Origin of the sequence: Phyllobacterium myrsinacearum (assembly GCF_014138285.1) — a bacterium.
GTDB lineage: Bacteria > Pseudomonadota > Alphaproteobacteria > Rhizobiales > Rhizobiaceae > Phyllobacterium > Phyllobacterium myrsinacearum_A.
Map to the genome: position 1 here is coordinate 221,685 of NZ_JACGXN010000001.1, position 20,459 is coordinate 242,143.

Consider the following 20,459-nt stretch of genomic DNA (forward strand, 5'->3'; position numbering starts at 1 on the left):
ATCACAACGATAGCGGATAAAATGATCTGCAGTCCTCACTGCCCGCATGGAGAGCCTCACGCCGTCATCCTCGGGTCAAGCCCGAGGATGACGGAGAAGGAGGGTATCTCCGTCAGGAAGCGGTCGCCAGTTTCACCTTGCGCGCTTCATGCAGCATGGACCAGGTGTAGATCGCCAGAGCAGCCCAGATGAGCGCGAACGCGATGAACTGCACATTCGAGAATGGCTCATCAAAGACAAAGATCGCGCACAGGAAAACCATGGTCGGCGCGATATACTGCATCAGTCCGATGGTCGTATAGCGCAGGAGCTTGGCGCCGAAAGCATAGAGGATAAGCGGAATGGCCGTCGCCGGTCCGGCAAACAGCAAAAGACCGATATCATGCCCACTGCCATTGACGAAATGGCTGGTTCCCTGTGCAACGGTCCAGAAAATAAAGCCAAGCGAAGGAACGGACAGGATCAGCACTTCCAGCATAAAACCCTGCGTCGGGCCGATGGGCAGCGTCTTGCGGAAAAAGCCGTAGAAGCCGAAGCTGAAGGCAAGAACCAGCGAAATCCACGGCAGGCCACCGGATGAAATGGTCAGGAGCAGCACAGCACAGGCTGCCAGACCGACCGCCACCATCTGCGGGCGCGTGAGCTTTTCCGACAGGAATATACTGCCGAGGACCACATTCACCAGCGGATTGATGTAATAGCCGAGCGCCGTATCAACAGCATGGTTTGCGCCGATGGCCCAGACATAGGTGCCCCAGTTGATGGTGATCAGCGTCGCCGTCAGGGTGGCCATGACCAGCGTACGCGGCGTCATCAAGGCTGTTTTCAGATCGTCGAAGCGGCCAAGCCACCACAATACCGCACCAGCGATGGGAACCGACCAGACGATGCGATGCGCCACCACTTCCAGCGTCGGCATGTAATCGACCGCCTTCAGATAGAACGGCAGGATGCCCCAAAGCAGATAGGCAGACAGCGCGAAGATAAAACCCTTCTTGCCGTCGGACATTCCCGGCTGTGCTTCGGTTACCATTGTTCCAGCGCCAAGGCCGCTCTGATTAATCTGTTCGCTCATGGGCGATGATCTACGACCACAGCCCTCAAACGTCTATCGAATTCGGCTGATCATCCCATCAAAGCTCTTGATGATTTGAGACCAATTTCGCCCAAAAATCGAAAAAATCAGCTCACTCGGCGGCAATTTTGCCTGCAAGATCACGATTTTTCATCAGTTTATAGACGATTGAGTCCATAAGCGCCTGAAACGAGGCATCGATGATGTTGTCGGAAACGCCCACGGTCCACCAGCGTACATTGCTGGAATCCGTTGATTCGATCAGCACCCGGGTGATGGCTTCCGTGCCGCCATTGAGGATACGCACCTTGAAATCCGCCAGCACGAGATCGTCGATCTCGTTCTGGTAGCGCCCCATGTCCTTGCGCAATGCCAGATCGAGCGCATTGACCGGACCATGACCTTCGGCGACGGACATGCGCTGCTCGCCGTCCACCTCGACGCGCACCACCGCCTCCGAAACTGTCTTGATATTACCATTAGCATCAAAACGGCGCTCGACCATGCAGCGGAAGGACTCGACCTTGAAGAACTCCGGCACGGTGCCAAGCGTACGGCGCGCCAGAAGCTCGAAGCTCGCATCGGCGCCCTCATAGGCATAGCCTTCCGCCTCGTGTTCCTTGACAAGCGCGATAAGCGTATCGAGGCGTGCATCGTTCTTGGCAACGGGAATGCCGCGCCGCTCCAGTTCACTGATGAAATTGGACTTGCCGCCCTGATCGGACACCATCACCTTGCGGCGGTTACCAACTGTCTCGGGAGGCACGTGTTCGTAGGTGGCCGGTTCCTTGATCAAGGCGGAGGCGTGAATCCCGGCTTTGGTGGCAAAAGCCGACCCGCCGACAAACGCCCCTTGCGCATTGGGCGCGCGGTTGAGCAATTCATCAAAGCTGCGCGACAGGCGCGACAGGCCCTTGAGCTTTTCCGCGCTGATGCCCGTTTCGAAACGGTCCGACCATGCGGGCTTGAGGGCCAGCGTCGGGATGATCGTGATCAGGTTGGCATTGCCGCAGCGCTCGCCGATGCCATTCAGCGTGCCCTGTACATGGCGCACGCCAGCATCGACGGCCGCCAGTGAATTGGCAACCGCCTGCTCGGTATCGTTGTGCGCGTGAATGCCGAGATGATCGCCGGGTATGGTTTTGGCGACCGTGCGGACGATCGCGCCGACTTCATTCGGCTGCGTGCCGCCATTGGTATCGCACAGCACCACCCAGCGCGCCCCGGCATCATAGGCGGTCCTGGCGCAGGCCATCGCGTAATCCGGGTTCGCCTTGTAGCCATCGAAGAAATGCTCGCAATCGACAATGGCTTCCTTGCCCGCCGCAACCGCAGCCCGAACGGAGGCATCGATGGATTCAAGGTTTTCCTCATTGGTGCAGCCGAGCGCAACGCGGACGTGATAGTCCCAGCTTTTGCCGACAAAGCAGACGACATCGGCCGATGAGCGGATCAAAGCGGCCAGTCCGGGATCGTTGGACACGGACACGCCGGCCCGCTTGGTCATGCCGAAAGCCGCAAACTTTGCCCGCTTGGTGCGCTTTTCCGCAAAGAAGGCCGTGTCGGTCGGATTGGCGCCGGGATAACCGCCTTCGACATAATCGAGGCCGAACTCGTCGAGCATGTCGGCAATGACTTTCTTGTCCTCGACCGAAAAATCGATGCCCGGTGTCTGCTGCCCGTCGCGCAACGTCGTATCGAAGAGATAAACGCGTTCTTTTTTCACTTGCCCGCCTCCCCCAGCGGCCATGCATCCGTATCATGATCGGGATGCTGGTTGGAAACCATTGTTCTCAGGAATTCAATCGACTCCGGATCGCCATCGGATTTGTGGCCCGGCAACCGGTGGAGATCATCGACATAGGGCAGCTTGTCCTCGATACCCCATTGGACGATCGGTGCCAGTTCTTCCGGATGATCGAAAGCGCCGATGGCCAATGCGACGCCATCGGGCGCCTCATAGGTCAATGGTGTGCCGCAGCTATCACAGAAACCACGTTTTACATGATTGGACGAGTGGAAGCGCTTTGGCGCGCCGCGCGTCCATTGCAGATGCGCTGGCCCGACCGAGACCAGCGGTGCATAGAAATTGCCAAACGCCTTCTGGCACATCCGGCAGTGACAGATGGACGTGTCTGTCAGCGCGCCTTCGATGCGGAAACGCACCGCGCCGCACTGACAGCCGCCGGTATAAACGGGTTTGTTATCAAGACTCATGACGCTCACTCCCATTCAGCGCGACACGAACGATATGCTGGCACACCCCCTCGATATCCCGCACAACATCGTCATTCCAGAAACGCAGGACGATCCAGCCGCGAGATTGAAGGTAGTCGGTTCGCACGCTGTCCCGGCGCATATTGTGCTTATCGGCGTGCTGCGTGCCGTCAAGTTCGACAATCACATGGTGTAATGGGCAGGCGAAGTCGACGATGTATTGGCCAACCGGCATCTGCCGCCGGAAACTCAACCCCATCAAGCGATGTGCTCTCAAAGCATTCCAAAGTTTTGCTTCTGGCTGTGTCATCACTTTGCGCATCGTTTTCGCAAAGCCACGTTGGTGGGGAGGTACGTCCTGATGCGGCATTACCAATCCTCGTGCCGGAAGCTGGGGCACCGTCGTATACCCCCCTCTGGGCTGTCGCCCATCTCCCCCGCAAGGGGGGAGATCAGCCTTCATTACCGTCCCGGCAAAACTGGCGATATTCGACATTGGACTCAAACGTTGATGCAGGCGTGATCTCCCCCCTTGCGGGGGAGATGCCCGACAGGGCAGAGGGGGGTGAAAGCCAAACAGCGCCAATGTCACCGTTTCACCTCCCAGGTTGTCACGCGCTCGCCGGTCTGCGGGTCCTTACCATCCTTCAGCTGAATGCCCTTTTCCAGCAGTTCATTGCGGATGCGATCGGCCTCGGCAAAGCTTTTCGCCGCAAGCAGAGACAATCGCTCGTTGATCTTGGCATCGAGCTCCGCCTTGAAAGCATCGGACAGGTTGGCGGCCGTTTGCCCCGCCACATCCACACCAAGCAGCGCAAATGCCGCATGGTAATCTTCCGGGCTGACCGAACCGGATTTTCTGATCCCTGCGAGCCAGTTGATCAGGCTTGGCGTTGCCAGATCATCCGACAGGATGGTGATCGCGTCATCCGGGATCGTGCCAACCGGCGCATCGCCCACATATTCGCGTGCCTTGACCAGGATGTTCTCCGCTTCCTCGAGGCGCTTGACGGTGAAATCAATCGGCTCGCGGTAGTTGGTCATCAGCATCGCCAGACGCAGTACCTCACCCGGCCATTTGCGCTCGCCAAAGATGGCCGTCTGCAGCAGCTCGTTGATCGTGAAGAAGTTACCGGCGCTCTTGGCCATTTTCTGGCCTTCGACCTGAAGGAATCCGTTGTGCATCCAGATATTGGCCATGCGCTCGGTACCAAACGCGCAGCACGACTGGGCGATCTCGTTCTCATGGTGCGGGAACACCAGATCGATACCGCCGGCATGGATATCAAAGATGTTCTTCATCGGATCATCGCAACTCAGACCGCCGCCGAAGGGTTCCAGAAGCTTGGCCATGGACATGGCGGAGCACTCGATGTGCCAGCCGGGGCGGCCGAGTCCTTCGATGCCTGCCGGAGACGGCCAGCCCGGTTCATCCGTCTTGGACGGCTTCCACAGTACGAAATCCATCTCGTCGCGCTTGTAGGATGCAACGTCAACGCGGGCACCGGCGAGCATGTCATCGGCCGAACGGCGGGCAAGCAGGCCATAGGGCGGGCCCTTGCGGGCATTCATCGCCGAGGGTGAAAACAGCACATGACCATCGGCAACATAGGCGACACCCTGCTCGACCAGACGGTCGATCATCGCGACCATCTCCTTGATATAGTCCGTGGCACGCGGCTGATCCGAGGGCTCGAGATTCCCCAGAGCCTTCACATCGGCCTGAAACTGCGCATTGGTCTTGTCGGTGACGATACGGATCGCCTCGTTGAGCGGCAGGCCGGGATAATCGCGCGCCGCACGGGCATTGATCTTGTCATCGACGTCGGTGATGTTGCGCACATAGGTCACCTGCGCTTCGCCATGGAGATGACGCAGCAACCGGAACAGGACGTCAAAGACGATCACCGGGCGGGCATTGCCGATATGGGCATAGTCATAGACGGTTGGACCGCAGACATACATGCGCACGTTTTTCGGATCGATCGGCACGAAGTCTTCCTTCGTGCGGGTGAGCGTGTTGTAGAGGCTCAGTGTCTGCGGCATGTCTTTGATCTCAAATTCGGGTTTCATTGGCAAAAACGCGTATCACGACGCTGGTCTGGCGACCGGTGCGTTTCACATCTTTGGATCGAATTTTGAGACGAAAACGGCCGGGGCCAGCGAAGCGCTAGCTGATAATAATCCGACAGGTAATAATCGTTACGGACGACGTTTTCATGATTGCATTTATGGTTGAGAGGAGCCGCAACGTCAAGCGCAACTTGTCAGCGGGCGGGTGTGGCAAATTTATCAGGTTTGAATTGGTTAATCCAAATTAACCGGAAAGCCCAAAATCCTCCCGGAAAGTGCCTTTTTTCCGGCGGAATTGACCGGGATTCCTGCATCTCAAATCAACGGGAAATTGTTCCCGCGACACAGGACCGGACCCATGACCAACACTTCCGTAGCGGCCAAAGCCCGCGACACCGTTTTCGCCGATCATCTGGCCGCACAATACCGTGCGATCGGCCCGGCCGCCGTGCAGGCTGCCGTTTTGACCAAGCCGCGCCAACGGCCGCTGCTGACCGTTTCAACCGTGCAGGAAACGGACTAACAGACTGAGGGCGATCCCGGCCATCACCAGGCCGATCAGGACGTCCAGAACGCGCCATGCGGCCGGCTTTGCAAAAACCGGCTGCAACAGCCTCGCGCCATAACCGAGGCCAAAGAACCAGACAAAAGAAGCGACTGCAGCTCCGGCGCCGTAGGCCGCACGGTTCGCACCCTCAAAACGCGCTGACAGACCGCCCAGCAAAACCACCGTATCCAGATAGACATGCGGATTGAGGAAGGTCAGAGCCAGCACCGTGGCAATGGCTGCTTTCAGCGACCCCTCACCCGACCGCGCCGCCTGCAGGGCTTCGGGCTTGAGCGCCCGGCGGAATGCGACCGAGGCATACCAGAACAGGAATACCGCACCGCCAAGCGTGACGACCGAAATCAGCGTGGGTGACCGGGCGATCAGCGTCCCAAGACCGGCAACACCAGCCGTGATCAACAGTGCATCGGACAGTGCACAGATCAGTGACAGGATGAAAACATGCTGTTGCAGAAGTCCCTGACGCAGAATGAAAGCATTCTGAGCACCAATGGCGATGATCAATGAGGCACCGAGAAGAAACCCGGACAAAGCGGCGGAAAACATGGGAAAATCCTGAAATATGAAGAGGAGACTTGGACGGGCGATCAGAAGAGCTTCATCTGATCATCGGGCTCCGGCGGCTTCTGCCGCACTGGTTTTTTGACTTCCGCCATCCCTTCGGCAACCCGCTCCAGAATATCCGGGCCCATATTGGCAACCTTGTTGACCCTATCGGAAACCGGGATGGCTTCAAAGAAATCCGCCTGCGCAGGCTTCAGAAGATCGGCGACGTGGCGCGGCTCCTGCGTCTTGCAGTCGAGCCAGCGGCTGAAATCTTTGGGTTCGATGACCACAGGCATACGGTCATGAATAGGGCGCAGGGTTTCATTGGCGCTGGTGGTCAGGATCGCGCCCGTGTCCATTTCCGACCCTTCCGCATTCGCCCATGGCTCATACAGTCCGGCGAAAGCGATCACGCCGCCGTGTTTCGGGCGGATCCAGAAGGCCTGCGACTTGTTCTTGCCGTCGCGGCGCCATTCGTAAAAACCCGACGCCGGAATAAGCGCACGGCGATGCCGCATGGCTGTTTTGAACGATGCCTTGTCGGTTGCCGTTTCCGAACGGGCATTGATCATCAGCGGATAATTGGCGGTGTCCTTGACCCAGCCCGGAATAAAGCCCCAGCGCACAAGCAACGCACGGCGATCGGGGCGATTGCTGCCGGGCGGCGGCGTTTCTCCCGAAACGATCATCAGCACCGGCTGTGTCGGCGCGATGTTGTAGCGGGCCGGAAATGCATCAACACCCATCGTTCCCATCAACGATTCGATTTCTTCCGGGGTACCGAGGAGGGCAAAACGTCCGCACATGCAATAAAAGCCTATTTGAATTGGAACGGCGATCATCCGGTTTTTCGATGCCGGGTCAAGGTGGAGTTTGCGGGACGTTGCATGTTCTGCGGTGGGTGGTCCGTGGTTCGACAAGCTCACCATGAGGGAGAGTGAGGGCTTCAGGGAGCCATATTCTGCAAGATTGTTCATGGCACATTGTTTCCGATTGGCCTTACAGCAACGCTCTCCCTCATGGTGAGCTTGTCGAACCACGAACCACGGACAATTCCCTTGTCAAAATCCCAACCGCGACTTACCCCTAACCCATGGCACAGATTCCGCTTTCCCCCGATGTTGACGGCGTTTCGGCCGTCTGTATCCGCAATGAGGCATTCCTGCTGGTGGAGCGCGGGCGCGAGCCGTCAAAGGGCTGGCTGGCTTTCCCCGGCGGACGGCGGGAAGACGGAGAAGCGCCTGATACGGCAGCCATTCGGGAACTCTTCGAAGAAACCGGTGTCCGCACGACTGAGGTATCCTATCTCGATACGGTTGTTTTCGACTACTCGACACCGGAATTTCCTGCCTCCAGACCCTATCATCTCGCGGTTTTCCTGGCATGTGATCCTGTTGGCGATGCCGTTGCGGCCGATGACGCTGCGGCGGTCCACTGGCTGAAGGTCGAGGAGATGGCCGCATTCGATGTCACTGCAAGTGTGCTCGAAATGGCCCGCAAACTGGCGCAAGACTTCAAAAGTTGAGGGTATCGCCGCTTTGCGCCTTGAAGACGCCTTGCTTTCCGGCCACAACCGTCACCAGGGGATTCCACCGCCACAGGGTCATGACGTGCGCCGCAGAGCATTGATATCAGCATTTCTGTTGGCAATTGTCAGCGCCGGCCCCGCCCATGCGGTGGACCCTCTTTATGAAACAAAGCTGATCCGGCTGGCGGAAATTCTCGGTTCCGTTCATTCGCTGCGCAACCTTTGCGGCGAGAAAAGCAGCCAATGGCGCGACCGGATGGATTCACTGCTTGCCGCGGAGAATCCGGATCCCGCCCGCCGGGCGCGGCTGGTGGCCAGTTTCAACCGCGGCTACCGGACTTTTACCGAGACCTATACGACGTGCACGAGCCAGGCGATTGCGGCGATTGACCGCTACCAGACCGAAGGAGAAAGGCTTTCTTCGGAGATCATATCGGGCTATGGAAATTAACCAGGCTTTAACTGTTGAAGCCAAAGGACCGCATTTTAAGCAAAACTTATGGTATTGTTTAGCGGCAGTTTAAGAATTGGCTTCGGCCAAGGATGGTATAATCATGAACATGACATCGGCAGACCTTGATAAGTTGGTTGCAGAAGAAAAAAAGCTGGTTGCGATCGAATATCAGAATGAAGTCTGGGCAGATGGCACGCTTGAAGGTATCGAGCCAGAGATTATGGCCGAAGCTGCATTTGCGACCGCATTGACTGAATTGATCAGGGATAACGGGGAAGTGTCCGCACTGGCCTTGCTTGAGGCGCTTCGTGACCGTATCTCTGCAGGCGAGTTTTCATCGAATCGCGTTCTGCAATAATTTAACTTCCAGGTGATCCTGCATGCTCGACAAGCTCGTTTCCGCTTCAGTGATCGCCAGAACAGGTTTTCTAGCGGTGGTCCTGTGCGCCGGCGCTGTTTCTGCCTACGCAGCACCTGACAGGCCCGTTCAGCTGGCCTTGAGCGAGATCAAGAAGGAAGAGCTGCCGAAGGCGGCCGAAACGGCACCCGCCAAGCCGGATGCAGAAAAAGTACCGGGCACAACGCCTCCAACCCCTCCTCCTGCCGCATCCGAAACCAAGCCTGCCGCTGCGCCGGAAAAACCTGCTGCCCCGGCTGCAACACCCGACAAAAAGGCTCCTGAAGCGCCTGCCGCCAAGGAAGATGACACTGCCGGTGCCCGCAGCAATCCTGCACTGCCGAATGTGCCCGAGGGATCTGCACCTCCCCACGTCGAATATGACGTAACCAAGTTGCCCTTCCCGGTGCAGAAGATGCGCGAACTCATCCTCACCGCGGCCAAATCCGGTTCTCTGGAAGCCTTGCGGCCGCTGATCGGCTCCGGCGATGACATGACCATGCTGTCGCTCGCCGATACGGACGGCGATCCGATTGCCTATCTGAAAAGCCTCGCCGGTGACACTGACGGACAGGAAATCCTTGCCATAGCGGTTGATATCCTCAATTCCGGCTATGTCCATCTCGACGCCGGAACGCCGGACGAGCTTTACGTTTGGCCCTATTTCTTTGCCTACCCGCTCGACAAGCTGGATGCGAAGCAGCGCGTCGAACTTTTCCAGATCGTCACGGCGGGTGACTATGACGAGATGAAGCAGTTCGGGACCTATGTGTTCTACCGCCTGGGCATTACACCGAAGGGCCGCTGGCGCTTCTTCGTCAACGGCGACTAAGAGCCCTCACCGGTAAAATAGCGTGTTGGCGTGACACCGAACACACGCCGGAACATGGCAATGAACGCACTGATATTGTTGTAGCCGACATCCAGCGCGACTGACGTGACCGCCTCTCCCGCTGCCAGCAATTCCAGTGCCCGCATCAGCCGGGCGCGCTGGCGCCATTCCGTAAATGTAAAACCAGTTTCGACAACGAATTTTCGCGTCATCGTGCGAACGGGAATGCCGGCCCATTCGGCCCATTCCTCTGCTTTTCGTTCATCCAGCAGATTATCGGTGAAAGCCTGTGCGATACGCGCGAGTCGTGTATCCACCGGCATGGGCAGACCGAGATCCTCATGCGGCAGGCCGGCAATTTCATCGAGGATGACGCGTGCTATGCGCTCCCGCACCGGATTGAGGTCACCGCCCTTCCAGCTTGCCGCACGATAGACGGCCTCACGCAGCAGTCCGGAACTGCGCAGGGTGCAGGGAACGGCGGGAAGCATGGCGCATTCGGGTTCCGCCACATAGACGCTCCAGCCGAAATAGGGACCGTGCGAGCGCAGGGAATGCCTGTGGTGCGGCGGTATCCAGACCGCATGAATGGCAGGCACGACCCATTGCCCTGCTTCCGTGCCAACCGTGAGCAAACCTGTGCTCGCCCCGAGCAGTTGTCCCCGCGCATGGGCGTGCACGGCAATGAACCGCGGAATACTGCCATCCTGTTTGCCCGCTATAATCATTGGGCCTTCGGATGACATGGCTCGCTCAGGTGTAATGAAATAGCTCATTTTGGCCTCAACGCCGTATTCATTGGCACCAATACGATAGCAGGGCCAAAGCAGTTTGGGTAGTTTGCACTCAGCATTTTCCCAAAGGAGACAGACATGCGTGCCAAGGATATTTTACCCGACGATATCAACGAGGTTCAGGTCAACGATGTGGCCGTGCGCAAAGGCACCGTCGGTGCCTTCCTCATCAATTCGCGGCTGTGGCTGAAACCGGACGCATCCCCCGAGGAGCGCGCGGCGGCCGAAGAGGACATTCTTGAGGCCCTGCCCGCCTTGGTGGCACTCGGACTGTTCGACTTCTTATCGATCCGCAATCCAAAACTCAGCGAACTCGTCGCCATGCACATCTGAACCACGCTGGCGGCAGCGCCGCCGGCTTTTTCGCCACGGAGGCAGCAATGCTTATTGATCTCACGGAATTTCCGCTTGTTTATTTGCGGGCGGAGCAGGAAAGCAACCGAAGCCCTGAAGCCCAGATCAAGGCCCTGTTCGCGCGCGGCGAGCGTTTCGTCATGATCGCCGATCATTCGCCGGAAGATCATCATGAGGAACCACATGCGCAGCGCAAGGAACGGGCGCTCATTCTCAAGCGCTTCCGCGATCAGCTGTCACGTTGGTGTGCGGGTGCCATCGTCATCGAAAACAGGGGTCCCGTAGCCAAGCCGATCAAGCTGGCTTCGCAAGCATTCGGGCATGCGTTCGGCGTACCATTCGCCTTTGTCAAAGACGATATTACTGCCCGGGAAACCGCGCGGCGCATCCTCGTTCCGCAGGCCTTTCCGCTCGGCTGAAAAATATCTTTGAAAAATTTTCGGAGGATGTCACATCGGGCCTTTCCATCTCGTCTTGTGTGCAGGCAACGAAATGCCCAACAAGGAGACGAATGATGAAAGCCCGATTGAACGCCTATAATTACGCCGCCCTCAAGCCAATGCTTGCCATGGAAGAGAGCGTGGTCAACAGCGGTCTGGAACACAGCCTGATCGAACTGGTCAAGATGCGCGCTTCACAGATCAACGGCTGTGCCTTCTGCCTCGACATGCACTCAAAGGATGCGATCAAGAACGGCGAAACCCCGCAGCGGTTGTTCCTGCTTGATGCCTGGCGGGAATCGCCGCTTTATAGCGATCGGGAACGCGCCGCTCTCGGCTGGACCGAGGCGTTGACACTGGTCGCAGAAACTCATGCGGCAGACAGCGACTTTGAGCCACTCAAGGCGCAGTTCACCGAGGAGGAGATCGTCAAATTGACCATGCTGATCGTGACCATCAACGCATGGAACCGGATCGCCATCGGCTTCCGCTCCATTCATCCGGTAGACAAAGCCCGTGCAGCCTGACGCTACCGAAACGTTCAACCGCCTCCGGCCCCGGCTGATCCGCATTGCCTACCGCATGCTCGGCTCCGTCGTGGAGGCGGAGGATATTGTGCAGGAAGGGTTCATTCGCTGGCACCAGGCCGACCGGTCTCAGGTGCGCAGCGAGGAGGCCTTCCTCGTGCGCACCATATCGCGGCTTTGTCTCGATCACTTGAAATCCGCTCGGGTCCGAAGGGAAACCTACGTGGGAAGCTGGCTGCCTGAACCGATCTTCGATCCAAGTGAAGAAGAAGCCGACAATGACATCACCCTCACCCTGATGATGGCGCTGGAACGCCTTTCGCCACTCGAGCGGGCCGCGTTTCTGCTGCACGACGTCTTCGGACAGGATTTCAACCAGGTATCGGAAGCCATCAGCCGCGATCCCGCAACCTGCCGCCAACTGGCCAGCCGGGCGCGTACCCATGTACAGGAGGCGAAACCACGGTTTCCCGTATCGAACGAACACGGCCAGAATATTGCGACGGCTTTCTTCAACGCGTCACGCAGTGGCGACACGCAGGCCTTGCAGGCTCTGCTTGCAGAAGACGTAACCCTCTATACCGATGGCGGAGGTATCCGTCCCTCGGCGATCAATCCCGTCTATACGCCCGACAAGGTTTCGCGCTTTTTCGCCGGTATTTCCCACCGCGAGAAATACTACAAACCGCCTATTCTGCGTGAGTGTCTCATCGACGGTCTTCCCGGCTATGTCACCCGCGAATCTGATGGTCTAATTCAAACGACGGCCCTCGAAATCGAGGACGGAAAGATCAAGGCCATCTATATCGTCCGCAATCCGGAAAAACTGGGTCATATTGTATTTCCAAATTGATCCAGCCACTGCGATAAAGCCTGCCCAATCTGGTCCGGGCTTTATCGCAGCGTTTTGAGCTCGGTCTCGATGATCGACGACATCTGGGCGGTCGTTAGCGAGCCAACATATTTCTTGCCATTGATGAAGAATGTCGGCGTGCCGGTGACCCCAAATTCCTTGAGCGCCCGTTCGCGAGAGGCATTCACCTTGTTCAAAAGCTCCTGATTTGCCAGGCAGGATTTGAACTCGCCCTCTGTCAGACCCGCCAGTTTCGATGTCTGTTGCAGATACCCCGTGATATCCTTGGTCTCCATCCACTGCCGCTGATGCCGGAACAACGTCTCGATGAATGGATAGTACCGTTCCTTCGTCACGCAGCGCGCCAGCATAAAGATGCCCGTAGAGCGTGGCTCCAGCGGCAATTCGCGAAAGATAAGCTTCGCCTTACCGGTGCTGATATACGTCTGCTTGATCGCGGGCAGGGTTTCCACGGTAAAATCCGCACAGTGCGAGCAGCCCATGGACGCGTATTCAACGATGGTCACCGGCGCGTCAGCATTGCCGAGGATCATATCCTCAAGCGGTCCCGGCTGCATGAGCTTTGTCACATCCACCGTGCCGACCGGTTCAGGGATGGCTTCGCCGGCGGCCATCGCCGGGACAGCCACAGACAGAGCGGCGCCGACGGACATCAGCAGCGTATCGCGGCGATTTGGCATTGGAATTTTCTCCCGATCAGCATTCGAAGCAGGCACCTGTCTACATCAGTATCCGTGACTTTTTCATGGAGTATCGCCTATCGGCGCGAATACCCGTTGATCATTTGCACGTTGACCCACCGAAAAGCCGCGCTAACGATAGCGCCACCTCTCACCCAATGGAATGATCCCATGCAAGAACTCACAATGTATCAGGTCGATGCCTTCACCAGTGTGCTTTTTCGCGGCAATCCGGCCGCTGTTCTGGTGCTCGACGACTGGCTGCCCGAGGCAACAATGCAAAACATTGCCGCCGAGAACAATCTCGCGGAAACCGCATTCGTCAGGCCCAATGGCAAGGGATGGGATCTGCGCTGGTTCACGCCGGTGCACGAAGCGCCGTTCTGCGGCCATGCCACGCTGGCGACATCGCACGTGCTCGCACACGAGCTGGGCATTGACGGCCAGCTGGTGTTTGAAACGCAGGTCGGTACCTTGCGCGTTGATCGCAGCAATGGCGGCTATCAGCTTGATTTTCCGAGCTTTCCACCTGAGATCCTGACCGAAACTCCAGCGCCTTTGCAGGCCATTTTCGGCACGGATGAGATCAAGGCGTTCCGCAATTTCGAAAACATATTCGTCGTGCTTGCCGATGAACAGGCCATTCTGAGCTTCGTACCCGATCTGCCCGAAATCCTGAAACTCGATCCTTTAAGCCTTGTGATCACGGCAAAGGGCGACGAGCACGATTTCGTTTCGCGCTACTTTGCGCCGCTCGCCGGCATTCCCGAAGATCCGGTCACCGGCTCCATTCACGCGACGCTCGTGCCCTATTGGGCGCAGAAGCTGGGCAAGCCGAATCTTTCCGCCTTCCAGCGCTCCAGCCGCGGCGGGCATCTCCTGTGCGAGTTGAAAGGCGACCGCGTTCTCATTTCAGGATCGGCGGTCACCTTCATGAAGGCGCGGATTTACCTGCCCTGACCAAGCGCTTCGCCGAACAGGACCGGCTCGCCCTGCGACGGCGTGACGATTTCGCCGTCCCACATCACCTTGATGCCGCGCACGATGGTGCCGACGGGCCAGCCGGTGACGATCTTGCCGTCATACGGCGTCCAGCCGGCCTTGGAGCCGACCTGCGCATTGGTGATGGTTTCGCGCCGCTTCATGTCGACGATGGTCAGATCCGCGTCGTAGCCGACGGCGATGCGGCCCTTGCGCGCCATGCCGAACAGACGGTTGGGGCCGTGCGAGCTCAGATCGACAAAACGTTCGATCGACAGGCGACCGGCATTGACATGATCCAGCATGATCGGCACCAGGGTCTGCACGCCGGTCATACCCGATGGCGATGCCGGATAGGGTTTTGACTTTTCTTCCAGCGTGTGCGGCGCATGGTCGGAACCGAGTACGTCGACAATGCCCTGCCCGATGCCCTTCCAGACACCATCACGGTGGCGCACATCGCGCACCGGCGGGTTCATCTGCAGGAGTGTGCCAAGAGTCGCGTACTGGCTGGCATCGAGCGTCAAATGGTGCGGTGTTGCCTCGCAGCTTGCCACATCCTTGTGCCCGGCCAGAAAATCGATCTCCTCCGCCGTCGAAATGTGCAGCACGTGAATGCGTGCGCCGGTTTCCCGGGCGATGCGGACAAGCCGCTCGGTGCACTGAAGCGCGGCGATCTCATCACGCCAGACCGGGTGCGACGACGGATCATTGGCAATGCGATAGCTTTCGCGCTCGCGCAGACGGAATTCATCTTCGGAGTGGAAGGCAGCGCGGCGGCGGGTGTTGCGCAGGATGGAAGCCACACCCTCGTCATCCTCCACCAGAAGGTCGCCGGTGGACGAGCCCATGAACACCTTGATACCAGCGGCGCCGGGCAGACGTTCCAATTCGGCCACGTCTTTCGCGTTGTCGCGTGTGCCGCCAACCCAGAAGGCGAAATCACAATGCATGCGGTGATTTCCGCGCCTTATCTTGTCTTCAAGCGTTTCCGCTGACGTGGTCAAAGGCTTGGTATTGGGCATTTCAAAGACGGCGGTGACACCGCCGAGGACGGCAGCGCGTGAACCGCTTTCCAGATCTTCCTTGTGCTCAAGGCCGGGCTCGCGGAAATGCACCTGACTGTCGACAACACCGGGAAGAATATGCAGGCCGGTCGCATCGATCACCTCGCCAGCGGAGGCACTGCCAAGATTGCCTATCGCAGCAATGCGGCCATTGGTAATGCCGATATCGCGCAACCCGACACCATCCTGATTGACAACCATTGCGCTTCTGAAAATCGTATCGAACGTCTGAGCCATTTGGTTTCCATTCCTGCCTTGCGAACCCTTCACTTGCGGCTTACGTAACAGGGACAGCAAAGGCAAGGGTGATATGATGCCATCGGCAAACTTAAGCGGAAGAGTGCTTCTCGATGTGACCGGAGAAGACGCTGAAAAGTTTCTGCAGAACCTGATTACAACCGATCTCGACACCCTCGCCGAGGGTGATCTCAAACCCGGCGCGCTGCTGAGCCCACAGGGGAAAATCCTGTTCGAGTTCCTTGTATCCCGATCCCCGGAAGGCCTGATTCTCGATACGCTGCAAACGTCGGTCAGCGACCTTCAGAAAAGACTGACGCTCTACAAGCTGCGTGCCAAGGCGCAAATTACCCTGCGGGCTGAATCGGTTATCCGGGTTTCCTGGCAAAATGAGTCAGCCACTTCAGGCGATGATTCAAGCGTGCAGGACCGCCGCTTTCCCGATGCCTTGAATGTCCGGCGCAACTACGGCGGGGAAACCGCGCCGACTGCCGACGAGTCGCAATGGATGGCGCTGCGCATTGCCCATGGCGTCGCGGAAGCGCCCTTTGACTATGCGCTTGGCGATGCTTTCCCGCATGACGTCAATCTCGACCAGACGTCCGGCGTGTCCTTCAAAAAAGGCTGCTTCATCGGGCAGGAAGTGGTCTCACGCATGCAGCACCGCGGCACGGCGCGCAGGCGCATTCTGATCGCCTCGGGCAATGCCAGCCTGCCGGAAACAGGCACGGCCATTACCGCAAACGGGCGAGAGATCGGCACGCTTGGCAGTGTTGTCGGCAATGCCGGGCTGGCGCTTGTGCGCATCGACCGGGTGAAGGACGCCATGGATGCGGGCACGCCCATCCTGTCAGGAGATGCAGTTCTCACCCTTGCCATTCCGCCCGAACACCGGTTTACATTTCCCGTGACGACCCAAGAGGCCTGAGCGGGAGATTTCATGCCGAAGGCGGCGACACCTAAAAGTTCAAAGAACGAGCAACGGGCATGGCAGCGCATGCTGTCCGGCCGCAGGCTGGATCTGCTTGATCCCTCACCGCTCGACATCGAAATCGAAGATATTGCGCAGGGTCTGTCACGCGTGGCACGCTGGAACGGCCAGACCGTCGGCGACCATGCCTATTCGGTGGCGCAGCACTCCCTGCTGGTCGAGCATATTTTTGGTTTGATCGTCCCTGATGCGAGCACCGAACATCGGTTGGCCGCGCTTTTGCACGATGCACCGGAATATGTGATCGGCGACATGATATCGCCGTTCAAGGCGGTGGTGGGCGGCGATTACAAAAGTGTCGAGCTGCGCCTGCAGCAGGCCATTCATCTGCGCTTTGCCCTGCCGCCTGCCGTATCGCAAAGTCTGCGCGGCCTGATCAAACGTGCCGATGCCATCGCCGCCTATTTTGAGGCAACCCGGCTTGCGGGCTTTGCCGAGAGGGAAGCCGTGCTTTTCTTTGGACGCCCGCGCGGAATCGACCCGCAGGGTCTCGACTTGACCGCCATGGCCACCCAGAATGCGCAGAATGCCTTTTTGCAGCGTTTTGCTGTATTGGAATCACAACGCGCCCGCAAAACATAGAGGCCAGCTATGCCGCATATCATCGTCACTCCCCTTTCCCGGCTTGCCGAGACGGCAACGCGTTCGGGTGCGCGGGATATGGTGACGCTGATCAATATGGGCACCCCGGTTGAACGGCCCGCCGAAATTGCCGAAGCACGGCATCTGTTTCTCGGGTTCAACGATATTGTCGAACCGGCAGATGGCATGACCCCGCCGGGTGCCGAGCACGTGCAGAGCCTTATTGCCTTTGGTCGCAACTGGGACCGCCGGACGCCGCTGCTGGTGCATTGCTATGCGGGCATCTCGCGTTCTACTGCCGGGGCCTATATTACCGCACTGGCGCTCAATCCCGAGCTTGACGAGATATGGTTGGCCCAGGCACTGCGCCGGAACGCTCCTTCCGCCACGCCGAACAGCAGGCTTGTTGCTTTGGGCGACGATATCCTTGGCCGCAACGGGCGTATGGTCGACGCAATCAAGGCCATCGGCCGCGGCGAAGAAGCGTTTGAAGGCACCCCTTTCATCCTGCCGCTTGTGGTATAGCGATGACGACGATCGCTGCACCCAACGCTGTCGAGATCAACCTGAGCGCCGCCATTGCTGCGGTTGCCGACAATGATCCGCTGATCCTGACGACGCCGGCCAGCGATGATACCCAACGGGATGAATTGCCGTTCGGCCCGTTCAATCCACTGGCGCACCGCACGTTCGAGACCGGCCTGCGCGAGTGGGTGGCAGAGCAGACCCCCCTGCGCCTCGGTTATGTCGAGCAGCTCTACACATTCGGCGACCGCGGGCGGCACAAGACGGCTGAGGACCGTGACCTGCATATCGTCTCCGTCGGCTATCTCGCGCTCACGCGGATCACCGACGAAAACCGGGAAGCCCTGCGCAAATCCGGCGCGCGCTGGCGCAGCTGGTATTCATTTCTGCCATGGGAAGATTGGCGCGGCGGCAAGCCCGCCATGATCGATGACACCATTCGCCCGGCACTGTGCCAATGGGCCGAACAGGGCAACTCCCACGCGCGCATGAGCCGGTTCCGGCTGGCCTTCGGCGATGATGGCATAGTCTGGGATGAAGAGCGCGTGCTGGAACGCTATGAATTGCTCTACGAAGCGGGTCTTGTCAGCGAGGCCGTGCGCGACGGGCGCGCCGACCCGCCCGCCCTCACAGGCAATCTCGGCCTGCCCATGAGTTTCGACCACCGCCGGATTCTGGCGACGGCGATTTCACGCCTGCGCGCCAAGCTGAAATACCGGCCCGTCGTGTTCGAATTGATGCCGCCGACCTTCACCCTCACCGCGCTGCAGGAAACCGTCGAAGCCATTTCCGGCCGTCACCTGCACAAGCAGAATTTCCGCCGTCTGGTTGAAGGGACGGAACTGGTCGAACCCACCGGGGCTGAACAGACGCAGGCCCGCGGGCGGCCGGCGGCCCTTTACCGGTTCAGACACAATGTGCTGGAAGAGCGCAGCGTCGCGGGCCTGCGGGTCGGCGGGCGCGGATAGGAGAGGTTATGACCGATAAACCCAATGCCGTGAATGCGGAGGGCATTTCGGAACCGTTCGCCGTGGAAAGCGTACCTTGGCAGGACTGGTCGGAAGGTACCCGTTACGGCTCGCGCTTTCGCTACCTCTCGGGGTTCGGCGGTGCCAGCCATGTCGGCGTTGCGATGGAGGAACTGGCACCGGGCATGGAGTCCAGCCTCAACCATTATCACATGCTGGAGGAAGAGCAGGCGCTCATCGTGGCGGGCGAGATGACCCTGAAGCTTGGCGAAAAGACCTATCTGGTCAAAACCGGCGATTACGTCTGTTTTCCCGCTAGCCAGAAGGCCGGGCATTCCTTCTACAACCACAGCCAAGAGCCCTGCCGCTTCCTCATCATCGGAGAGAAGAACCCGCATGACGTGATCGTCTATCCGGAAACCGGCCGGGTCAGCGTCCGTCTGACCGGTGAAGGCTATGACAAGTCGGCCACGATGGAATATTGGCAGGGTGCCGATATGGAGCGGAAGAGGTAAGCGTCAGCGTCATATCCTACCAATGTAGAATTGACTGATTGGCTCGGTCCAGACAGACTCGCAAACCTTAGCGATTGACAAGGAGCCCTGATCGACGCTGTGACCAATTCAGATCGTCGCCGGTCTCATCCCGGCGCGCTACTCGATAACATGATTCCGGCGACTGGAAAGACCAAGGCGGAAATCGCAGAGCTTCTGGGGATATCGCGCCAACATTTCTATGACATTGTCGGTGAGCGCAAGCCGGTGTCTCCCGCCGTAGCGGCGCGCCTTGGCAAGGCTTTCGGCGATGGCGCAGCGGTATGGCTACGGATGCAGGCAGCATATGACGCGTGGCATGCGGAACGTGAAGTCGACGTCAGCAACATTCCGACGATCCGCGCCGCTTAAACCTTACTTCAGCAGATAAACGTTCTCATCACCCGGAAATACCCGTGCGCGGACATCATCCGCATAGGCCTTCACTGCGGCATCAATGCCAGCGCCAACCGTGCCATAGACTTTGACGAATTTGGGCGGCTTGGGATTGTAGCCCAGCATGTCCTCCAGCACGAGAATCTGCCCATCGCATTCTTTCGACCCGCCAATGCCGATGGTCGGAATCGACGTCTCCCTGGAAATCTCGGCGGCAAGCGGCTCGACAATGCCTTCTAGCACCACGGAAAACGCTCCGGCATCGCTGACAGCCTTTGCGTCGGCCTTGATCAGCGGCCACAATGCCGTGTCGCGCCCTTGCGTCTTGAAGCCGCCGAGCGTGTTGATCGACTGCGGCGTCAGGCCAATATGCGCCATCGCCGGAATACCGCGCTCGGTGAGAAAGCGAATGGTCTCAGCCATGCGCACGCCGCCTTCGATCTTGACGGCACCACAGCCGGTTTCCTGCATGACGCGTGCCGCATTGCGGAACGCCACAGCGGGGCTTTCCTCGTAACTGCCAAAGGGCATGTCGACAACAACCATGCCGCGCTTCGAACCGCGCACGACAGCCTTGCCGTGCATGATCATCATGTCGAGCGAAACGCCAAGCGTGGAGTCCATGGCGTAGAGCACCATGCCGAGACTGTCACCGACGAGCAGAATATCCGCATGATTGTCGACAAGGCGCGCCGTGATGGCATGGTAGGATGTCAGCGCCACGATGGGTTCGCCGCCCTTGCGTGAACGGATTTCCGGTGCCGTGACCCGGCGTGTGGCGATTTCCTGGCTCATATCGATGCGCTCCCTTGCATTGCTT

The 20,459-nt window shown here is 58.6% G+C and carries 27 protein-coding genes; 16 read left to right on the plus strand and 11 right to left on the minus strand.

The window, feature by feature from the left end:
* Positions 1–112 precede the first annotated feature (112 nt).
* From rarD to cysS, 5 genes are all read right to left on the minus strand, one after another.
* The gene (gene rarD, locus FHW16_RS01145; RefSeq protein WP_246711647.1) at positions 113–1,033 is read right to left on the minus strand and encodes an EamA family transporter RarD; all 921 of its coding nucleotides are present in this window, start codon (positions 1,031–1,033) and stop codon (positions 113–115) included.
* 154 nt (positions 1,034–1,187) lie between these two features.
* A complete protein-coding gene (gene cimA, locus FHW16_RS01150; protein ID WP_348643837.1) occupies positions 1,188–2,801 on the minus strand; it encodes a citramalate synthase in 1,614 nt (537 codons plus the stop codon).
* Positions 2,798–3,292, minus strand: coding sequence for a GFA family protein (locus FHW16_RS01155; RefSeq protein WP_182547342.1), 495 nt, complete (start codon positions 3,290–3,292; stop codon positions 2,798–2,800). The genes cimA and FHW16_RS01155 overlap by 4 nt, the downstream gene beginning before the upstream one ends.
* Positions 3,282–3,662 carry an endonuclease domain-containing protein gene (locus tag FHW16_RS01160; protein ID WP_182547343.1) on the minus strand — a complete coding sequence of 127 codons (381 nt, stop codon included), beginning with the start codon at positions 3,660–3,662 and terminating at the stop codon, positions 3,282–3,284. Before FHW16_RS01160 ends, FHW16_RS01155 begins: the two co-directional genes overlap by 11 nt.
* A gap of 218 nt (positions 3,663–3,880) precedes the next feature.
* A complete protein-coding gene (cysS, locus tag FHW16_RS01165; RefSeq protein WP_182547344.1) occupies positions 3,881–5,338 on the minus strand; it encodes a cysteine--tRNA ligase in 1,458 nt (485 codons plus the stop codon).
* Positions 5,339–5,723: 385 nt separating this feature from the next.
* Between cysS and FHW16_RS01170 the strand changes: the two genes are divergently transcribed.
* Positions 5,724–5,888 carry a hypothetical protein gene (locus tag FHW16_RS01170; protein ID WP_158531317.1) on the plus strand — a complete coding sequence of 55 codons (165 nt, stop codon included), beginning with the start codon at positions 5,724–5,726 and terminating at the stop codon, positions 5,886–5,888.
* On the opposite strand, the gene FHW16_RS01175 is transcribed toward FHW16_RS01170, so the two are convergent.
* The gene (locus FHW16_RS01175; RefSeq protein WP_182547345.1) at positions 5,865–6,479 is read right to left on the minus strand and encodes a LysE/ArgO family amino acid transporter; all 615 of its coding nucleotides are present in this window, start codon (positions 6,477–6,479) and stop codon (positions 5,865–5,867) included. The genes FHW16_RS01170 and FHW16_RS01175 overlap by 24 nt on opposite strands.
* Positions 6,480–6,520: 41 nt before the next feature.
* The gene (locus FHW16_RS01180) at positions 6,521–7,285 is read right to left on the minus strand and encodes an SOS response-associated peptidase (RefSeq protein WP_182548861.1); all 765 of its coding nucleotides are present in this window, start codon (positions 7,283–7,285) and stop codon (positions 6,521–6,523) included.
* Between the two features lie 287 nt (positions 7,286–7,572).
* On the opposite strand from FHW16_RS01180, the gene FHW16_RS01185 reads away from it, so the two are divergent.
* The 4 genes from FHW16_RS01185 to FHW16_RS01200 all read left to right on the plus strand — a co-directional run bounded on the left by FHW16_RS01185 (position 7,573) and on the right by FHW16_RS01200 (position 9,690).
* The gene (locus FHW16_RS01185) at positions 7,573–8,004 is read left to right on the plus strand and encodes an NUDIX domain-containing protein (RefSeq protein ID WP_182547346.1); all 432 of its coding nucleotides are present in this window, start codon (positions 7,573–7,575) and stop codon (positions 8,002–8,004) included.
* 85 nt (positions 8,005–8,089) lie between these two features.
* The gene (locus FHW16_RS01190; RefSeq protein WP_432652002.1) at positions 8,090–8,458 is read left to right on the plus strand and encodes a TIGR02301 family protein; all 369 of its coding nucleotides are present in this window, start codon (positions 8,090–8,092) and stop codon (positions 8,456–8,458) included.
* 103 nt (positions 8,459–8,561) lie between these two features.
* The gene (locus FHW16_RS01195) at positions 8,562–8,819 is read left to right on the plus strand and encodes a hypothetical protein (RefSeq protein WP_182547348.1); all 258 of its coding nucleotides are present in this window, start codon (positions 8,562–8,564) and stop codon (positions 8,817–8,819) included.
* Positions 8,820–8,841: 22 nt separating this feature from the next.
* Positions 8,842–9,690, plus strand: coding sequence for a hypothetical protein (locus tag FHW16_RS01200; protein WP_182547349.1), 849 nt, complete (start codon positions 8,842–8,844; stop codon positions 9,688–9,690).
* Here FHW16_RS01200 and FHW16_RS01205 read toward each other — a convergent pair.
* The gene (locus FHW16_RS01205; protein WP_182547350.1) at positions 9,687–10,466 is read right to left on the minus strand and encodes an AraC family transcriptional regulator; all 780 of its coding nucleotides are present in this window, start codon (positions 10,464–10,466) and stop codon (positions 9,687–9,689) included. The genes FHW16_RS01200 and FHW16_RS01205 overlap by 4 nt on opposite strands.
* A 96-nt stretch (positions 10,467–10,562) precedes the next feature.
* Between FHW16_RS01205 and FHW16_RS01210 the strand changes: the two genes are divergently transcribed.
* The 4 genes from FHW16_RS01210 (at position 10,563) to FHW16_RS01225 (ending at position 12,658) form a co-directional block, all read left to right on the plus strand.
* The gene (locus tag FHW16_RS01210) at positions 10,563–10,817 is read left to right on the plus strand and encodes a hypothetical protein (protein ID WP_182547351.1); all 255 of its coding nucleotides are present in this window, start codon (positions 10,563–10,565) and stop codon (positions 10,815–10,817) included.
* Between the two features lie 47 nt (positions 10,818–10,864).
* Positions 10,865–11,257 (plus strand): hypothetical protein, encoded by a 393-nt coding sequence (locus FHW16_RS01215; protein ID WP_182547352.1) that lies wholly within the window; start codon positions 10,865–10,867, stop codon positions 11,255–11,257.
* 95 nt (positions 11,258–11,352) lie between these two features.
* Positions 11,353–11,805: a carboxymuconolactone decarboxylase family protein gene (locus FHW16_RS01220; protein ID WP_182547353.1), complete on the plus strand. Its 453-nt coding sequence runs from the start codon at positions 11,353–11,355 to the stop codon at positions 11,803–11,805.
* Between the two features lie 55 nt (positions 11,806–11,860).
* Entirely contained in the window at positions 11,861–12,658 is a 798-nt protein-coding gene (locus FHW16_RS01225; RefSeq protein WP_246711650.1) for a sigma-70 family RNA polymerase sigma factor, read from the plus strand.
* A 41-nt stretch (positions 12,659–12,699) separates the two neighbouring features.
* Here the strand turns inward: FHW16_RS01225 and FHW16_RS01230 are convergent, their stop codons facing one another.
* Positions 12,700–13,359 carry a DsbA family protein gene (locus FHW16_RS01230; RefSeq protein WP_182547355.1) on the minus strand — a complete coding sequence of 220 codons (660 nt, stop codon included), beginning with the start codon at positions 13,357–13,359 and terminating at the stop codon, positions 12,700–12,702.
* A 171-nt stretch (positions 13,360–13,530) separates the two neighbouring features.
* Between FHW16_RS01230 and FHW16_RS01235 the strand changes: the two genes are divergently transcribed.
* Positions 13,531–14,319 (plus strand): PhzF family phenazine biosynthesis protein, encoded by a 789-nt coding sequence (locus tag FHW16_RS01235; protein ID WP_246711599.1) that lies wholly within the window; start codon positions 13,531–13,533, stop codon positions 14,317–14,319.
* Here FHW16_RS01235 and FHW16_RS01240 read toward each other — a convergent pair.
* Positions 14,307–15,644: a dihydroorotase gene (locus FHW16_RS01240; protein WP_182547356.1), complete on the minus strand. Its 1,338-nt coding sequence runs from the start codon at positions 15,642–15,644 to the stop codon at positions 14,307–14,309. The genes FHW16_RS01235 and FHW16_RS01240 overlap by 13 nt on opposite strands.
* Before the next feature lie 76 nt (positions 15,645–15,720).
* Here FHW16_RS01240 and FHW16_RS01245 point away from each other — a divergent pair, with 76 nt between their 5' ends.
* From FHW16_RS01245 to FHW16_RS01270, 6 genes are all read left to right on the plus strand, one after another.
* On the plus strand, positions 15,721–16,572 hold the full coding sequence (locus tag FHW16_RS01245) for a YgfZ/GcvT domain-containing protein (protein ID WP_182547357.1): 852 nt from the start codon (positions 15,721–15,723) through the stop codon (positions 16,570–16,572).
* A gap of 12 nt (positions 16,573–16,584) precedes the next feature.
* Positions 16,585–17,217, plus strand: coding sequence for an HD family hydrolase (locus FHW16_RS01250; protein ID WP_182547358.1), 633 nt, complete (start codon positions 16,585–16,587; stop codon positions 17,215–17,217).
* A gap of 9 nt (positions 17,218–17,226) precedes the next feature.
* Positions 17,227–17,742, plus strand: a complete 516-nt coding sequence (locus tag FHW16_RS01255; protein ID WP_182547359.1) for a tyrosine phosphatase family protein — start codon at positions 17,227–17,229, stop codon at positions 17,740–17,742.
* A gap of 2 nt (positions 17,743–17,744) precedes the next feature.
* Positions 17,745–18,710: an NUDIX hydrolase gene (locus FHW16_RS01260; protein WP_182547360.1), complete on the plus strand. Its 966-nt coding sequence runs from the start codon at positions 17,745–17,747 to the stop codon at positions 18,708–18,710.
* A gap of 8 nt (positions 18,711–18,718) precedes the next feature.
* Positions 18,719–19,225: a cupin domain-containing protein gene (locus FHW16_RS01265; protein WP_182547361.1), complete on the plus strand. Its 507-nt coding sequence runs from the start codon at positions 18,719–18,721 to the stop codon at positions 19,223–19,225.
* 99 nt (positions 19,226–19,324) lie between these two features.
* Positions 19,325–19,615: a HigA family addiction module antitoxin gene (locus tag FHW16_RS01270; protein ID WP_348643838.1), complete on the plus strand. Its 291-nt coding sequence runs from the start codon at positions 19,325–19,327 to the stop codon at positions 19,613–19,615.
* Between the two features lie 3 nt (positions 19,616–19,618).
* Here FHW16_RS01270 and panB read toward each other — a convergent pair whose 3' ends face one another.
* Entirely contained in the window at positions 19,619–20,434 is an 816-nt protein-coding gene (panB, locus tag FHW16_RS01275) for a 3-methyl-2-oxobutanoate hydroxymethyltransferase (protein ID WP_182547362.1), read from the minus strand.
* Between the last annotated feature and the right edge of the window lie 25 nt (positions 20,435–20,459).

Bases quoted from the DNA above. Each gene is read 5' to 3' on its own strand.
- rarD (WP_246711647.1), bottom strand. From the start codon at position 1,033: ATGGTAACCGAAGCACAGCCGGGAATGTCCGACGGCAAGAAGGGTTTT.
- FHW16_RS01155 (WP_182547342.1), bottom strand. From the start codon at position 3,292: ATGAGTCTTGATAACAAACCCGTTTATACCGGCGGCTGTCAGTGCGGC.
- FHW16_RS01160 (WP_182547343.1), bottom strand. From the start codon at position 3,662: ATGCCGCATCAGGACGTACCTCCCCACCAACGTGGCTTTGCGAAAACG.
- cysS (WP_182547344.1), bottom strand. From the start codon at position 5,338: ATGCCGCAGACACTGAGCCTCTACAACACGCTCACCCGCACGAAGGAA.
- FHW16_RS01170 (WP_158531317.1), top strand. From the start codon at position 5,724: ATGACCAACACTTCCGTAGCGGCCAAAGCCCGCGACACCGTTTTCGCC.
- FHW16_RS01175 (WP_182547345.1), bottom strand. From the start codon at position 6,479: ATGTTTTCCGCCGCTTTGTCCGGGTTTCTTCTCGGTGCCTCATTGATC.
- FHW16_RS01180 (WP_182548861.1), bottom strand. From the start codon at position 7,285: ATGTGCGGACGTTTTGCCCTCCTCGGTACCCCGGAAGAAATCGAATCG.
- FHW16_RS01185 (WP_182547346.1), top strand. From the start codon at position 7,573: ATGGCACAGATTCCGCTTTCCCCCGATGTTGACGGCGTTTCGGCCGTC.
- FHW16_RS01195 (WP_182547348.1), top strand. From the start codon at position 8,562: ATGAACATGACATCGGCAGACCTTGATAAGTTGGTTGCAGAAGAAAAA.
- FHW16_RS01200 (WP_182547349.1), top strand. From the start codon at position 8,842: ATGCTCGACAAGCTCGTTTCCGCTTCAGTGATCGCCAGAACAGGTTTT.
- FHW16_RS01205 (WP_182547350.1), bottom strand. From the start codon at position 10,466: ATGAGCTATTTCATTACACCTGAGCGAGCCATGTCATCCGAAGGCCCA.
- FHW16_RS01210 (WP_182547351.1), top strand. From the start codon at position 10,563: ATGCGTGCCAAGGATATTTTACCCGACGATATCAACGAGGTTCAGGTC.
- FHW16_RS01215 (WP_182547352.1), top strand. From the start codon at position 10,865: ATGCTTATTGATCTCACGGAATTTCCGCTTGTTTATTTGCGGGCGGAG.
- FHW16_RS01220 (WP_182547353.1), top strand. From the start codon at position 11,353: ATGAAAGCCCGATTGAACGCCTATAATTACGCCGCCCTCAAGCCAATG.
- FHW16_RS01225 (WP_246711650.1), top strand. From the start codon at position 11,861: ATGCTCGGCTCCGTCGTGGAGGCGGAGGATATTGTGCAGGAAGGGTTC.
- FHW16_RS01230 (WP_182547355.1), bottom strand. From the start codon at position 13,359: ATGCCAAATCGCCGCGATACGCTGCTGATGTCCGTCGGCGCCGCTCTG.
- FHW16_RS01235 (WP_246711599.1), top strand. From the start codon at position 13,531: ATGCAAGAACTCACAATGTATCAGGTCGATGCCTTCACCAGTGTGCTT.
- FHW16_RS01240 (WP_182547356.1), bottom strand. From the start codon at position 15,644: ATGGCTCAGACGTTCGATACGATTTTCAGAAGCGCAATGGTTGTCAAT.
- FHW16_RS01245 (WP_182547357.1), top strand. From the start codon at position 15,721: ATGCCATCGGCAAACTTAAGCGGAAGAGTGCTTCTCGATGTGACCGGA.
- FHW16_RS01250 (WP_182547358.1), top strand. From the start codon at position 16,585: ATGCCGAAGGCGGCGACACCTAAAAGTTCAAAGAACGAGCAACGGGCA.
- FHW16_RS01255 (WP_182547359.1), top strand. From the start codon at position 17,227: ATGCCGCATATCATCGTCACTCCCCTTTCCCGGCTTGCCGAGACGGCA.
- FHW16_RS01260 (WP_182547360.1), top strand. From the start codon at position 17,745: ATGACGACGATCGCTGCACCCAACGCTGTCGAGATCAACCTGAGCGCC.
- FHW16_RS01265 (WP_182547361.1), top strand. From the start codon at position 18,719: ATGACCGATAAACCCAATGCCGTGAATGCGGAGGGCATTTCGGAACCG.
- panB (WP_182547362.1), bottom strand. From the start codon at position 20,434: ATGAGCCAGGAAATCGCCACACGCCGGGTCACGGCACCGGAAATCCGT.